The following is a 13,627-nucleotide window of genomic DNA, read 5'->3' on the forward strand; positions in this document are numbered from 1 at the left end:
TGCCCATGTTTTCCTTGGAAATCGAGACCTTGGCCCGCCTGCTGATCGACGAAGCGCGACAGAAGTCCCTGCGAATCGTCACCGCCGAGAGCTGCACCGGCGGGCTGGTCAGCGCCGCCATCTGCGCGATTCCCGGCGCATCGGACGTCCTGGACCGGGGTTTCGTCACCTATTCCAACCGGGCCAAGCAGGAGATGCTGGGCGTTCCCGGCGACCTGATCGCCGACCTCGGTGCGGTGTCCGAGCCGGTGGCGCGGATGATGGCCGAAGGCGCCCTGGAGAACTCCAACGCTCACCTGGCCGTGGCCATCACCGGCATCGCCGGCCCCGACGGCGGCACGCGGATGAAGCCGGTGGGCACGGTCCACATCGCCACGGCGCGGACCAATCACGGCCTGACCCATCGGGCTGAGCTGTTCGAGTTCGAGACCCGGTTCGAAATCCAGCAGGCGGCCGCCCAGGCGGCCTTGGAGATGCTCCGCGAGCGCCTGAGCCAGTCCTAGGCCGCGGGATCGTCTGCGACCGCTGGCGGACCATACAACGCGCTGGCCCGGGCCTCGAAACAGCCGATCAGCCGGTCCACCGCCTGGTGGAAATTGGCGCTCAGGAGCGCCGCCAGCAGGCGGGACTTGAACTCGAAATCGATTTCGAACTCGATCTTCGTCCCCGCGGGGTCGTCGTGGAACCGCCAGCGGTTCTCCAGTCGCTTGAATGGGCCGGAGATCAGCCCGACCTGGATGGTGCGCGCCTTGGCGTCGCGGCGCACGCGGGTGGAGAAGCGTTCCTTCAGGAAAGAGAAGCCGACGGCGACCTCGGCGTCCAGCATATCGACGCCCTCCCCGACCGCACGCTGGTTCCAGGTCCGCATGCCCGTGATCCAGGGCACGAATTCCGGATAGCGCGCCACATCGCCGACAAGCGCGAACAACTGGTCGGGTCCATAGGGCAGGACTTTAGTGACGCGGTGATGCAAGGGGAACTCTAGGCCCGGACCGAAGCCTGGGCGGCTAGGCGCGCCTCCTGCGCATGGCGGGCGGCCTGCAGCTTGGCGAAGTCCTCGCCCGCATGGTGCGACGAGCGGGTGAGCGGACTGGCCGAGACCATCAGGAAACCCTTGGCCCGGGCGATCTCTTCGTAGCCGGCGAACTCTTCGGGCGTCACATAGCGGTCGATGGCCGCGTGCTTGCGGGTCGGCTGCAGGTATTGGCCGATGGTCAGGAAATCGACGCCGGCCGAGCGCATGTCGTCCATCACCTGCATGACCTCCTCCTTGCTCTCGCCAAGGCCGACCATCAGGCCGGACTTGGTGAACTGCGCCGGGTCGCGTTCTTTGACGCGCTCCAGCAGCCGCAGGGAGTTGTAGTAGCGTGCGCCGGGGCGGATGGAGAGATAGAGCCGCGGCACGGTCTCCAGGTTGTGGTTGAAGACGTCCGGACGGGCGTCGATGATGGTCTCCACCGCGCTCAAGGGCTTGCGAAGGAAGTCCGGCGTCAGGATCTCCACCGTCGCCCCTGGCGCCGCAGCGCGGATCGCGCGCACCACTTCGGCGAAGTGCCAGGCGCCGCCATCGGCCAGGTCGTCGCGGTCCACCGAGGTGATGACGACGTGCTTCAGCCCCATCTTGGCCACCGCATCGCCGACCCGCGCGGGCTCGGTGGGATCCAGCGCCCCGGGCTTGCCGGTGGTGACGTTGCAGAAGGCGCAGGCCCGGGTGCAGATCTCGCCCATGATCATCATGGTGGCGTGGCTCTGCGACCAGCACTCGCCGATATTCGGACAGGCGGCCTCTTCGCAGACTGTGACGAGGCCGTGGGCCTTCACCACCTCGCGGGTGGCGGCATAGCCGGCCGAGCCCGGGGCGCGAACCCGCAGCCATTCCGGCTTGCGCAGCAGCGGCGTGTCGGGGCGCGCCTGCTTTTCGGGGTGGCGGGGACGCGGGCGGGCCAGATTGTCGATGACGACGGTCATAGGGCTTAGATCGGCTCTCAACGGCCTCGGATCAAGCCGTGATTGCGCGCACTTGCGTCGCAGGGGGCGCATAGGCTGAAACTGCGCCATGCGTCGCGCCCTCCTCCTCATCGCCGCCCTGGTTCTGGCGGCCTGCGATCCGGGCCAGGGGCGCGAAGCCTTCACCGACAGCCGGCCGCCGCCCAGCCTGTCGCCACGCTTCCTGGCCCCCGAAGGCTGGGCCTGGGGGGTGGTCCAGGCCGAGGGCCAGCCTCAGCTGCGCTATGGGGTGTCCTCACCGGTGGCCGTCGGGACCCGCGCCCAGGTGCTGATCGTGCCGGCCTATGGCGAATCGGGCGAGGTCTGGTTCGAGACGGCGCGACAGCTGAACGCCCGCGGCTATGCGGTCTGGGTGCTTGAGCGCGCCGGCCAGGGCGGCTCTGGCCGCTATCTCAGCCCCCACGACCTGGGTCACACCGACGGCTTCGAGGCTGGCGCAGAGGCGGTGCGAAGCCTCATCGCTGGCGCCATTCGTCCCGATGACGACGTTCCCCTCATCCTGCTGGGCGCCGGCGACGCGGCGCTCACCGCCGTGATGGCCGCCCAGGGCGGCGCGGCGATCGACGCCATGATCCTCAGCGGCCCGGACTTCCGACCGCAGGCGGCGCCCAAACGATGGGAGTCCCTGGCCAGCCGCGTCGGGCTCGCCCGAGCGCCCGCGCCAGGCTGGCGCGCCTGGAGCCGCGAGGCCCCCGACGATCACGCCGCCGGCGTCGCCTCCGATCCGTGGCGCGGCAAGGTGCGTCACGCCTGGCAAACGGCCAATCCCGATCTGAGGCTGACCGGGCCAAGTCTCGGCTGGGCGGCGGCGCAGTCCAGGGCCCTGGCGCAGATCCTGGCGGCCCCCGCCTTGAGCATGCCGGTCTTGATCCTTGGTCCCGCCGAAGGGGCTGACGCCGCCCAGACCTTCTGCGCGACGCTGGCGGCCTGCGAGTACATCGCCACCCAGGATCCGGGCACGGCGCTGCATCTGGGCGAAGACTCCCACCGAACACTCTGGTTTGAAACGATAACGGACCACCTAGCCCAGGCGGCGAGCCAGGCGCGCGCCGTGAGGCCCGCCCCTGGCGCATGATGCGCCCCGCTGGCTGACGCCGCATGCGCACACAGCTTCCCAAGCCTGTCGGGCGCCTCTACCGTCCGGCGCAACAAGACGGGCGCCGACGCGAATGGGCGCTCACCTGCCGGAGGACCTCAGCCCTTGACCCGTGATTTCGATCCGCGCGACGCCCAGGTCTCGATCTTCGACGCCCTCATCGAGGCCCGCACCAAATTCGGGGCCAAGACGGCGATCCTCGAGGACCAGGAGCGCAATCCGCTCACCTATACCGACCTGATCCGCGCCGCCTTCGCCCTGGGCCGAAAGATCTCGGGCTTCACCACCAAGGGCGAGCGGGTCGGCGTGATGCTGCCGTCCAGCGCCGGCGGGGTGGTGACCTTCTTCGCCCTGCACGCCATCGGCCGCACGCCGACCATGCTCAACTTCACCGCCGGGATTCGCAACCTGAAGGCCGCCTGCGAGCTGGCCGGGGTCAAGACGGTGCTGACCTCCCACCGCTTTGTCGAGCAGGGCAAGCTGCACGACCTGATCGACGCCCTGGAGCCGATCACGCGGGTCGTCTATCTGGAAGACGTCCGGGAAAAGGTCGGCGCCGCCGACAAGCTGTTCGCAGCCGCCGGCGGGTTCCTGCCGAAACAGCTCAGCGCCTCAAGCAAGCCGTCCGATCCGGGCGTGATCCTATTCACCTCCGGCAGCTTCGGCGCGCCCCGCGGCGTGGTGCTGACCCAGGCCAACCTGGTGGCCAACGCCCGCCAGATCGCCGCCCATATCGAACTCGATCCGGCCTGGGTGATGTTCAACCCCCTGCCCATTTTCCACTGCTTCGGCCTGACCGGCGGGGTGCTGCTGCCGATCCTGAACGGCATGAAGGCCTTCCAGTACCCCTCGCCCCTGCACACCAAGCAGATCCCGCCGCTGATCCGCGACTCAGGCGCCTCGATCCTGCTGGCCACCGACACCTTCGTGAACCAGTACGCCCGGGCCGCCGAGCCTGGCGAGCTGTCGGGCCTGAAGTTCGTGGTCTGCGGGGCCGAGAAGGTGCGCGATGAAACCCACAACCTGATCGCCGAGCGGTTCGGCCCTATCCCCCTGCTGGAGGGCTATGGCGCGACGGAAGCCTCGCCTGTCATCGCAGTGAACAAGCCGACGGACAATCGCCGCGGCACGGTCGGCGGCGTCCTTCCCGGCGTCGAGACGCGGCTGGAACCGGTGAAGGGCATCCCGGGCGGCGGCCAGCTGTTCGTGCGCGGCCCGAACGTCATGGCCGGCTATCTGGCCGCCGACGGCACCATCGAGCCCCCGGTGGACGGCTGGCACGACACCGGCGACGTGGTGAGCATCACCGACGACAACTGGATCAAGATCCTGGGCCGGGTGAAGCGCTTCGCCAAGGTGGGCGGCGAGATGGTCTCCCTGACCGCGGCCGAAGACCTGGCGGTCAGCGTCTGGCCCGAATGCCGACACGCGGTGATCGCCATGCCCGATGCGCGCAAGGGCGAGCGCCTGATCCTGCTGACCGACAAGCGCGACGCCTCCCCCGATCCGCTGATCGCCCACGCCAAGGCCATCGGGGCTTCGGAGCTGACCGTGCCGCGCAAGATCATCCGCATCCAGGAAATCCCCGTCCTGGGCACCGGTAAGACCGACTATGTGGCCATCCAGCGCATGGCCGAGGCCGAGCTACGCCGCACAGGCTGAGCCTAGATGTGCAAGACCTTGCCATAGGCGTCGAGGACGGACTCGTGCATCGCCTCGCTCAGCGTCGGATGGGCGAAGACGGTGGCCTGCAGTTCGGCCTCCGTGGCCTCCAGCGTCATGGCCAGGGCGAAGCCCTGGATCATCTCGGTGACCTCCGAGCCGATCATGTGGGCCCCGACAAGGGCGCCCGTCTGGTCGTCGAACAGGGTCTTCACAAAGCCATCGGTCTCGCCGGCCGCAATGGCCTTGCCGTTCGCCTTGAAGGGGAAGCGCCCGACCTTGACCTTGCGACCAGCAGCCTTGGCGGCCGCCTCGGTCAGGCCGATGGAGGCGATCTGGGGATTTGAATAGGTGCAGCCGGGGATCGGCGTGTTGAGATTGTTGGCGGGCTCGCCGGCGATGTGCTCGACGCAATGCACGCCCTCGTGGCTCGCCTTGTGGGCCAGCCAGGGCGGGCCGGCCACATCGCCGATGGCGTAGAGCCCCGGCACGCCGGTGGCGCCGTGCTTGTCGGTGACCACGTGGGTCTTCTCGACCTTCACGCCCAGAGCCTCGAGCCCCAGATCCTCGACATTGCCGACGATGCCCACGGCCACGATGGCGCGCTCGGCCTCCAGGGTCTCGGCCTTGCCGCCGGTCTCGATCTCGACGGCGACGCCGGTCCTGGACTTGGACAGCTTCTTGACGGTCGCGCCGATGCGGAACTTCAGGCCTCGCCGCTCAAAAGCCTTGCGGGCGGCGGTGGAGACCTCTTCGTCCTCCACCGGCAGGATGCGCGGCAGGGCTTCGACCACCATCACCTCGGCGCCCAGGGCGCGGTAGAAGCTGGCGAACTCGATGCCGATGGCGCCGGAGCCGATGACAATCAGCGACTTGGGCGCCGCCTTCGGGACCATGGCCTCGCGGTAGGACCAGACCCGGTCGCCGTCCGGCTCCAGGCCGATGTCCGGCAGGGTCCGGGCACGCGCGCCGGTGGCCAGGATCACGTGCTTGGCCTGAACGGTGCGATCGCCGCCCTTCTTCTGGGCGATAACGACCTTGGGGGCCGGCGAGCCCTTTTCCAGGCGCGCGCTTCCCTCGATGACCTCGATCTTGTGCTTGCGCATCAGGAAGCCGACGCCGGAGTTCAGCTGTCCAGCCACCTTGCGCGAGCGCTCGACGACCTTGGCGAAGTCGAACCGGGGCTTGTCGGCGGCCAGGCCGTAATCGGCCAGGTGGTGCAGTTGCTCATAGACCTCGCCCGACTTCAGCAGGGCCTTGGTAGGGATGCAGCCCCAGTTCAGGCAGACCCCGCCCAGGGCCTCGCGCTCGACGATGGCGGTCTTCAAGCCCAACTGGCTGGCGCGGATCGCAGCCACATAGCCGCCGGGGCCTGCGCCCACGATGATGACGTCGAAGTCCATGTTTGAAAGGCCCCTTTAGACCATCATCGCCAGGGGCTCTTCGATCAGAGCCTTGAACGCTTCCAGCCAGCGGGCGCCCGTCGCCCCGTCCACCACCCGGTGGTCACAGGTCATGGTGACCGACATCACCGTGGCGATGGCCAGCTCGTCGCCGCGGACCACGGGCTGCTTCACCCCCGCCCCGACCGACAGGATCGCCCCCTGCGGCTCGTTGATGATCGAGCCGAACGACTTGATCCCAAACATGCCGAGATTGGAGACGCTGAAGGTGCCGCCCAGATATTCCTCGGGCTTCAGCTTGCGGGTGCGGGCCCGCTCAGCCAGGTCCTTGGTCTCCTGGGCGATCTGCGCCAGGCCCTTGGTCTCGCACTTGCGGATGATCGGGGTGATCAGCCCGCCCTCGACGGCGACCGCCATGGCGATGTCCGCATGGTGGTGCAGGGCGATGCCCTCCGGCGAATAGGAGGCGTTGGCCTCGGGCACCCGCTTCAGGGCCACGGCGCAGGCCTTGAGGATGATGTCATTGACGCTGACCTTCACCCCGTCCTTCTCGAGCATCCTGTTGATGCGGCCGCGGCCCTCGAGCAGGCGGTCGATCTCGAGGTCGATGGTCAGGGGGAAGTGGGGCACGTCGCGGAAGGAGTCCGTCATCCGCCGCGCCACGGTCTTGCGCATGCCGTCCAGCGGGATCAGGTCGTAGCTGCCCTCAGGAATGCCCATCTGCTGCAGGGACTGGACCGGACGCGTCTCGCCCCGCCGCTCGCTCGGCGCAGCCGCCGCCGTCGCGGCGGGTTTTGCGCCCGGCTTGGCGTCCTTGACGTCGCGCTCGATAATCCGGCCGTGGGGTCCAGAGCCCTTGATGGCCGCCAGATCCAGCCCCTTCTGCTCGGCGATCCGGCGCGCCAGCGGCGAGGCGAAGATGCGCTCGCCGCCCTTAGCCTTCGTTGAGGCGGACTTCGGCGGCGCGGGCTCCGCCTTGGCGGGCGCCTCAGACTTGGCTTCAGCCTTGGCCGGCGCTTCAGGCTCGGCCTTTTCCGCGGGCTTGGGCTCGGGCGCCTTGGCTTCCGTTCCGCCGGACAGGCGGGCGATGGGCGCATTGACCTTCACGCCTTCGGTCCCGGCCTCGACGAGGATTTCCTCGACGACGCCCTCATCGACCGCCTCGACCTCCATGGTCGCCTTGTCGGTCTCGATCTCGGCGATCACGTCACCGGCCGAGACGGTGTCGCCCTTCTTGACCAGCCATTTGGCGAGGGTGCCCTCCTCCATGGTGGGCGACAGCGCCGGCATCAGGATGTCGGTCATGCGGGTTCCTTGGAGAGGTGCGCGAGGCCCGCGGCATGGGCCTCCCAGTTCTGACCATCGAAAGGCTCGATGTCGAAGTCCAGGTCGTCGGCGGGGTCGAGGCAGCGGACATTCACCGACCACCCATCGGGGTTCGATCTCGGCCGATAGAAGCTCTTCACGCCGCAGACCTTGCAAAAGGTGTGGCGCGCGACCTCGGTGTTGAAGACATAGGTGGTGAGTTCGTCCTCACCCTTGAGCAGCCGGAAGCGGCTGGCGGGCACGATGGCGTGGATGAACCCCGTCATGGCGCAGATCGAGCAGTTGCAGGCCTGGGCGGCGACGCGCGCCGGCAGGGCGGCCTCGAACCGCACCCGCTGACAGTGGCAGCCGCCGCCGCGCCAGATCAGGTCGGCCGGGTCGCTCATGACTTATAGCTGACCGCCTTGGCCGCCTTGACGATCTTGTCCACCGACGGCAGCGACAGGGCTTCCAGATTGGCCGCATAGGGCAGCGGCACATCCTCCTGGCAGACCCGCGCGGGCGGGGCGTCCAGATAGTCGAAGGCGTGCTCGATCACCCGGGCGATGATCTCGGCGCCGATCCCCATCGGCCCCCATCCTTCCTCGACGGTCACCAGGCGGTGGGTCTTGCGGACGCTTTCGACCACCGTCTCGTGATCCAGGGGCCGCAGGGTGCGCAGGTCGACGACCTCAGCCTCGATGCCCTCGCCGGCCAGTTCCTCGGCCGCCTTCAGCGCCAGGCCGACCATCCGCGAATAGGCGGTAATGGTGACGTCGGCGCCGGTCCGGCGGACCTTGGCCTTGCCGATGGGCAGGACGTAGTCGTCCACCTCAGGCACGTCGAATTCCTGGCCGTAGAGCATCTCGTGCTCAAGGAAGACGACCGGATTGGGGTCGCGGATCGCCGCCTTCAGCAGCCCCTTGGCGTCGGCGGCGTCATAGGGGGCGATCACCTTCAGGCCCGGAATATGGGCGTACCAGGCGGCATAGTCCTGGCTATGCTGGGCCGCGACTCGGGACGCTGCGCCATTAGGCCCACGGAACACCATCGGCGTCGTGATCTGGCCGCCGGACATGTAGTGGGTCTTGGCTGCGGAATTCACGATGTGGTCGATCGCCTGCATGGCGAAGTTCCAGGTCATGAACTCAACGATGGGCTTCAACCCTGCCATGGCCGCGCCGACGCCAAGGCCGGCGAAGCCGTATTCGGTGATCGGGGTGTCGATCACCCGGCGCTCGCCGAACTCCTCCAGCAGGCCGCGGCTGACCTTGTAGGCGCCCTGGTACTGGGCGACCTCCTCACCCATCAGGAAGACATTCTCGTCCCGACGCATCTCCTCGGCCATGGCGTCGCGCAGAGCGTCGCGGACCGTGGTCTTCACCAGCTTGGCGTCGGCGGGGATTTCCGGATCGGCCAGCGCCTCGGCGGGCTGGACGGCGGCAGGTCCCTCGCCTTCGGGCTGCTCGGCCTGGGCGTCGGCAGGCGGCGTCTTCTCCGGGTCGCCGGAGGCCTCGGTTTCTTTGGTGTCGGACGCCTTGGGCTCTGGTTCGGCCTTGGCCGGGGCCGCGCCGCCCGCAAGCCGGGCGATGGGCGCATTGACCTTCACGCCTTCGGCGCCGGCCTCGACCAGCAGTTCCTCGACGACGCCTTCATCGACCGCCTCGACCTCCATGGTCGCCTTGTCGGTCTCGATCTCGGCGATGACGTCGCCGGCAGAGACGGTGTCGCCCACCTTCACGTGCCATTTGGCCAGGGTGCCCTCCTCCATGGTCGGAGACAGGGCCGGCATCAGAATGTCGGTCACTGGGCGGCCTCCACATAGACCTCGGTATAGAGCTCGGCCGGCTCAGGCTCGGGCGAGGTGCGGGCGAATTCCGCAGCCTCGGCGACGATCTTCTTCACATCGGCGTCGATCGCCTTGAGGGCGGCCTCGTCGGCCAGCCCTTCCTTCTCCAGCAGTTCGCGCAGGTGCTCGATAGGGTCTCGGGTCTTGCGGACCTCGTCGACCTCCTCGCGGGTGCGGTACTTGGCCGGATCGCTCATGGAATGGCCGCGATAGCGATAGGTCTTCATTTCCAGGATGAAGGGGCCCTCGCCGCTGCGCGCGTGGGCGGCGGCGCGTTTGGCGGCGTCGCGCACGGCCAGAACGTCCATGCCGTCAACCTCTTCGCCGGGAATGCGGAATGAGGCGCCGCGCTTGTACATGTGGGTCTCGGACGACGACCGCTCCAGGGACGTGCCCATGGCGTACTGGTTGTTCTCGATCACATAGACGACCGGGAGCTTCCATAGGGCGGCCATGTTGAAGCTCTCATAGACCTGGCCCTGGTTGGCGGCGCCGTCGCCGAAATAGGTGAAGGTGACCTTGCCATTGTCCCGGTAGCGGTTGGCGAGCGCCAGGCCGGTGCCCAGCGGCGCCGAGGCCCCGACGATCCCGTGGCCGCCATAGAACTCCGCCTCGCGGGAGAACATGTGCATCGAGCCGCCCTTGCCCTTGGACGATCCCCCGGCCCGGCCGGTCAGCTCGGCCATGACTTCATTGGGGTCCATGCCGCAGGCCAGCATGTGCCCGTGGTCGCGATAGGCGGTGATGACCTGGTCGCCCTCCTCCTGGATCGACTGGACCCCGACGGCGATGGCCTCCTGGCCGATATAGAGATGGCAGAACCCGCCGATCAGACCCATGCCATAGAGCTGGCCGGCCCGCTCCTCGAAGCGGCGGATCAGCAGCATGTTCCGGTAGAAGCCCAGCAGGGCGTCCTTGCCGAGACTCTTTGCGGTGTCGGCCGACTGGTCGCCGGCCTTGGCGGCCGATTTGGCGCGCGCCATATGTCTCTCCCGGGTCGATTCTGCGTCAGACACTCTAACCCAGGGCTGGCCTGCTGGTCAGCCGCCCGTGGGGTTATCGCCCTGAATGCGGATCACATAGTCCCTGGGATCGCTATAACCTAGGAGGGACCGGGCCCGTTCCTCGAGAAGATCGGCCGAAAGCGAGCTGTCGCGCAACAGCTTGGCGCGCACTTCCAGGTCCTGCCTCTGAGCCGTCAGCTTCGCCAGTTCCGCCGACTTGGTCGCCAGGGTCTGCTCTCGCTGGGCGGAGGTCAGCAGGCCCTGATCGCCGGTCAGGGCGTGGTACGCGAAATAGACGATCAGGAGCGCCAGGGCGGCGGTCGAGATGTAGGAGCGGAGACCTGTGAGCACGGCGATTCTGCAATTGAGACGGTTCAGACTCGTCAATTGTGCTTAATTTTGCGTTGCGGCTCAGCTGTTTGGCGATGAAGATGGCCAGCATGGATCACAAACATCCCCCCAATTGATCTGAGCCCTCACCAAGCCGGCTGAAGCGCGTCGCGGCATGGCTTCTGCCGCCCCTGGTCCGTGCGCCCTATTCCCTCGTGACGGCCTTGCTGCTGGTCGGTTTCGCCGACGAGTGGTTCACCTTCCTGCCGGCCGGCGTTCTTGAGGCGCTGCGCGAGGATGTCGGCCTAAGCTATGCGCAAGGTGGGCTGGTCCTGGCTGCGCTCAGCCTGGGCGGCGCCGTCGGGATCGTCTTCCAGGCGGCCGCAGACTATGTCAGCCGCCGCTGGCTCGCGGCCCTGGGCGCCCTGGCCTATGGCGGCGCCATGATCGCCTTTGGCCTCTCCGAAACTTTCGTCATGTTGTTCGCCGCCGCCTTCGTCTGGGGGGCGGCCAGCGACGCCTTCATCCATGGATGCGAGGTGGCGCTGGTCGACCTGGCTGGCGAGGACCTCCCACGGGTGCTGGGACGGGTGAACGCCTGGTCGGCCCTGGGCGATCTGCTGGCGCCGCTGACGCTCGCCCTGGCCGCGGGTTTTGGCTTTGGCTGGCGCGGCGTCTTTCTGGCCGGCGGTGGGCTGATGCTGGGCTACGGACTCTGGCTCGCCTCCCAGCGGTTTCCGCCGCCCCACAAGCAGGCCGAGGACGCCGAACCCCGCCTCGCCCTCCTCGCCCTGATCACGGATAGGCGGGTGCTGCTGATGGCGGTGATCATGGGACTGTTCGCCCTGCTGGACGAGCCGCTACTGGCCTTCGTGATCGCCTATCTCGACCAGGTGGCGGGCTACGGGCCAGGCCTGGCGGTGATCCTCGCCACAGGCGCCCTGGTCGGCGGGTTGCTGGGCCACAGCCTGGCGGGTCGGCTTATCCCCGCCGCGACGCCCAAACGGGCGCTGGTTCCCACCGCCCTGATCGCCACGCTCAGCCTGCCGGTGATGGCCTTTGGCCCGCAGGCCTGGCTGGTCGTATTGGGCGGCCTGGTGTTCGGCTTCAGCGGGGCGGTCTTCTATACGGCCCTGCAAAGCCTCGTCCTCACCCTGCGCCCCGGACAGGCGGGATCGACCGGCGCGGTGGTGTCAGCCATCGGCCTGGCCGGCGCCGGCTTCCCGGCGCTGGTGGGGCTGGCGGCCGACGCCTGGGGCCTGACGGCGGGACTGGGCCTCTATGTGGCCGTCCCAGCCGCCATGCTGGCCCTGACGCTGATCCTGACCCGAAGCCGCGGCTAGATCTGCTTGATGGCCTTGCGGCCCAGATAGAGGGCCTGGTCGCCCAGTTCCTGCTCGATGCGCAGCAGCTGGTTGTACTTGGCCGTCCGGTCCGAGCGGGCCAGCGAGCCGGTCTTGATCTGCCCGCAGTTGGTGGCCACGGCCAGGTCGGCGATGGTGGAGTCCTCGGTCTCGCCCGAGCGATGGCTCATGACGGCGGTGTAGCCGGCGCGATGGGCCATATCGACGGCGTCCAGAGTCTCCGACAGGGTGCCGATCTGGTTGACCTTCACCAGGATGGAGTTGGCCAGGCCCTGGTCGACGCCGTCCGACAGCCGCGCCGGATTGGTGACGAACAGATCATCGCCCACCAGCTGGACCTTGGCGCCCAGCTTCTCGGTCATGAGCTTCCAGCCGTCGAAATCATCCTCGGCGCAACCATCCTCGATGGAGACGATGGGGAACTTGGCCACCAGGGCGGCCAGGTAATCGACCATGCCGGCCTGATCGAAGGTCTTGCCCTCGCCGCCCAGGACGTACTTGCCGTCCTTGAAGAACTCGGTCGACGCCACGTCGAGGGCCAGATGGAAGTGGTCGCCGCAGCGATAGCCCGCCGACTCGCCGGCCTTGACGATGAAGGCCAGGGCCTCTTCGGCGCTGCCGATATTGGGGGCGAAGCCGCCCTCGTCGCCGACATTGGTGTTGTGGCCCGCGTCCTTCAGAGCCTTCTTCAGGCCGTGGAAGATCTCGGCGCCCATGCGCAGGCCCTCGGCGAAGGAGTCGGCGCCTGTGGGCAGGATCATGAATTCCTGGATGTCGATGGGATTGTCGGCGTGCGCGCCGCCGTTGATGATGTTCATCATCGGCACCGGCAGGACCCGGGCCGAGACCCCGCCCACATACTTGTAGAGCGCCAGGTTGGCGCTGCCCGCCGCGGCCTTGGCCGCCGCCAGGCTGACACCCAGGATGGCGTTGGCGCCCAGGCGCGACTTGTTGGCCGTGCCGTCCAGCTCGATCAGCAAGTCGTCCAGCCGGCGCTGGTCCTCGGCGTCGAAGCCCGACAGGGCGTCATAGATCTCGCCATTGACCGCCTCGACGGCCTGCAGGACGCCCTTGCCCAGATAGCGGCCCTTCTCGCCGTCCCGCTTCTCCACCGCCTCATGAGCCCCAGTCGAGGCGCCGGAGGGCACGGCGGCCCGGCCCATGGAGCCGTCTTCCAGCACTACATCGACCTCGATCGTAGGGTTACCGCGGCTGTCGAGGATTTCGCGGGCGGTGATATCGACGATCTCGGTCATGGCGGTCCTCGTTTCGGCAGGCGCAGGGCGGATTTCAGAAAGCCCGGGAGGCTTAGCCATCTTCGGCTTGGCGGGCAATCGGCCACGCAAAAGGCCCCGCCCGGTCCGGGCGAGGCCTTGATGTCTTGCGACGGAGACGAACTCTAAAAGAGCCTCAGTCTTCCTTCGGCGTCATGACCTGGCGGCCCTTGTACATGCCGGTCTTCAGGTCGACATGGTGCGGGCGCTTCAGTTCGCCGGTTTCCTTGTCTTCGACGAAGGAGTTCTTGCCCAGCGCATCATGGGAGCGCCGCATGTTGCGCCGCGAGGGCGATACTTTTCGCTTAGGAACGGCCATAGGGAGTCTCGCAG

14 protein-coding genes are annotated in these 13,627 nt (G+C 67.8%); 4 read left to right on the forward strand and 10 right to left on the reverse strand.

The window, feature by feature from the left end; genetic code table 11:
* The first annotated feature begins 5 nt into the window (after positions 1-5).
* Positions 6-503, forward strand: coding sequence for a CinA family protein (locus tag Q8L83_RS14170; protein ID WP_305287994.1), 498 nt, complete (start codon positions 6-8; stop codon positions 501-503).
* Here the strand turns inward: Q8L83_RS14170 and Q8L83_RS14175 are convergent.
* A complete protein-coding gene (locus Q8L83_RS14175) occupies positions 500-973 on the reverse strand; it encodes a type II toxin-antitoxin system RatA family toxin (protein WP_305287996.1) in 474 nt (157 codons plus the stop codon). The two genes, Q8L83_RS14170 and Q8L83_RS14175, sit on opposite strands and share 4 nt — an antisense overlap.
* A gap of 8 nt (positions 974-981) precedes the next feature.
* Positions 982-1,968, reverse strand: a complete 987-nt coding sequence (gene lipA / locus Q8L83_RS14180) for a lipoyl synthase (RefSeq protein WP_305287997.1) — start codon at positions 1,966-1,968, stop codon at positions 982-984.
* Positions 1,969-2,056: 88 nt separating this feature from the next.
* On the opposite strand from lipA, the gene Q8L83_RS14185 reads away from it, so the two are divergent.
* Positions 2,057-3,082: a serine aminopeptidase domain-containing protein gene (locus tag Q8L83_RS14185; RefSeq protein ID WP_305287999.1), complete on the forward strand. Its 1,026-nt coding sequence runs from the start codon at positions 2,057-2,059 to the stop codon at positions 3,080-3,082.
* A 126-nt stretch (positions 3,083-3,208) separates the two neighbouring features.
* On the forward strand, positions 3,209-4,765 hold the full coding sequence (locus tag Q8L83_RS14190) for an AMP-binding protein (RefSeq protein ID WP_305288001.1): 1,557 nt from the start codon (positions 3,209-3,211) through the stop codon (positions 4,763-4,765).
* 2 nt (positions 4,766-4,767) lie between these two features.
* Here Q8L83_RS14190 and lpdA read toward each other — a convergent pair whose 3' ends face one another.
* Genes lpdA through Q8L83_RS14220 form a run of 6 tightly spaced genes read right to left on the reverse strand, consistent with a single transcriptional unit; the run spans position 4,768 to position 10,677 of the window.
* On the reverse strand, positions 4,768-6,168 hold the full coding sequence (gene lpdA / locus Q8L83_RS14195; protein ID WP_305288003.1) for a dihydrolipoyl dehydrogenase: 1,401 nt from the start codon (positions 6,166-6,168) through the stop codon (positions 4,768-4,770).
* 15 nt (positions 6,169-6,183) lie between these two features.
* Positions 6,184-7,473, reverse strand: coding sequence for a pyruvate dehydrogenase complex dihydrolipoamide acetyltransferase (locus Q8L83_RS14200; RefSeq protein ID WP_305288005.1), 1,290 nt, complete (start codon positions 7,471-7,473; stop codon positions 6,184-6,186).
* Positions 7,470-7,880 carry a GFA family protein gene (locus tag Q8L83_RS14205; protein ID WP_305288007.1) on the reverse strand — a complete coding sequence of 137 codons (411 nt, stop codon included), beginning with the start codon at positions 7,878-7,880 and terminating at the stop codon, positions 7,470-7,472. Before Q8L83_RS14205 ends, Q8L83_RS14200 begins: the two co-directional genes overlap by 4 nt.
* Complete coding sequence (locus Q8L83_RS14210) at positions 7,877-9,280, reverse strand: pyruvate dehydrogenase complex E1 component subunit beta (protein WP_305288009.1); 1,404 nt, start codon at positions 9,278-9,280, stop codon at positions 7,877-7,879. Before Q8L83_RS14210 ends, Q8L83_RS14205 begins: the two co-directional genes overlap by 4 nt.
* Entirely contained in the window at positions 9,277-10,305 is a 1,029-nt protein-coding gene (gene pdhA / locus Q8L83_RS14215; protein ID WP_305288011.1) for a pyruvate dehydrogenase (acetyl-transferring) E1 component subunit alpha, read from the reverse strand. Before pdhA ends, Q8L83_RS14210 begins: the two co-directional genes overlap by 4 nt.
* 57 nt (positions 10,306-10,362) lie before the next feature.
* A complete protein-coding gene (locus Q8L83_RS14220) occupies positions 10,363-10,677 on the reverse strand; it encodes a septum formation initiator family protein (protein ID WP_305288013.1) in 315 nt (104 codons plus the stop codon).
* A gap of 203 nt (positions 10,678-10,880) precedes the next feature.
* On the opposite strand from Q8L83_RS14220, the gene Q8L83_RS14225 reads away from it, so the two are divergent.
* Positions 10,881-11,999, forward strand: a complete 1,119-nt coding sequence (locus Q8L83_RS14225; RefSeq protein WP_305288015.1) for a sugar MFS transporter — start codon at positions 10,881-10,883, stop codon at positions 11,997-11,999.
* Here Q8L83_RS14225 and eno read toward each other — a convergent pair.
* Both eno and rpmF read right to left on the reverse strand, forming a co-directional pair.
* Positions 11,996-13,276, reverse strand: a complete 1,281-nt coding sequence (gene eno / locus Q8L83_RS14230) for a phosphopyruvate hydratase (protein WP_305288017.1) — start codon at positions 13,274-13,276, stop codon at positions 11,996-11,998. The two genes, Q8L83_RS14225 and eno, sit on opposite strands and share 4 nt — an antisense overlap.
* 154 nt (positions 13,277-13,430) lie before the next feature.
* Positions 13,431-13,613 carry a 50S ribosomal protein L32 gene (rpmF, locus tag Q8L83_RS14235; protein WP_300579361.1) on the reverse strand — a complete coding sequence of 61 codons (183 nt, stop codon included), beginning with the start codon at positions 13,611-13,613 and terminating at the stop codon, positions 13,431-13,433.
* Positions 13,614-13,627: the final 14 nt, after the last annotated feature.

The organism is Phenylobacterium sp. (genome assembly GCF_030680185.1).
Taxonomy (GTDB): Bacteria; Pseudomonadota; Alphaproteobacteria; order Caulobacterales; family Caulobacteraceae; genus Phenylobacterium.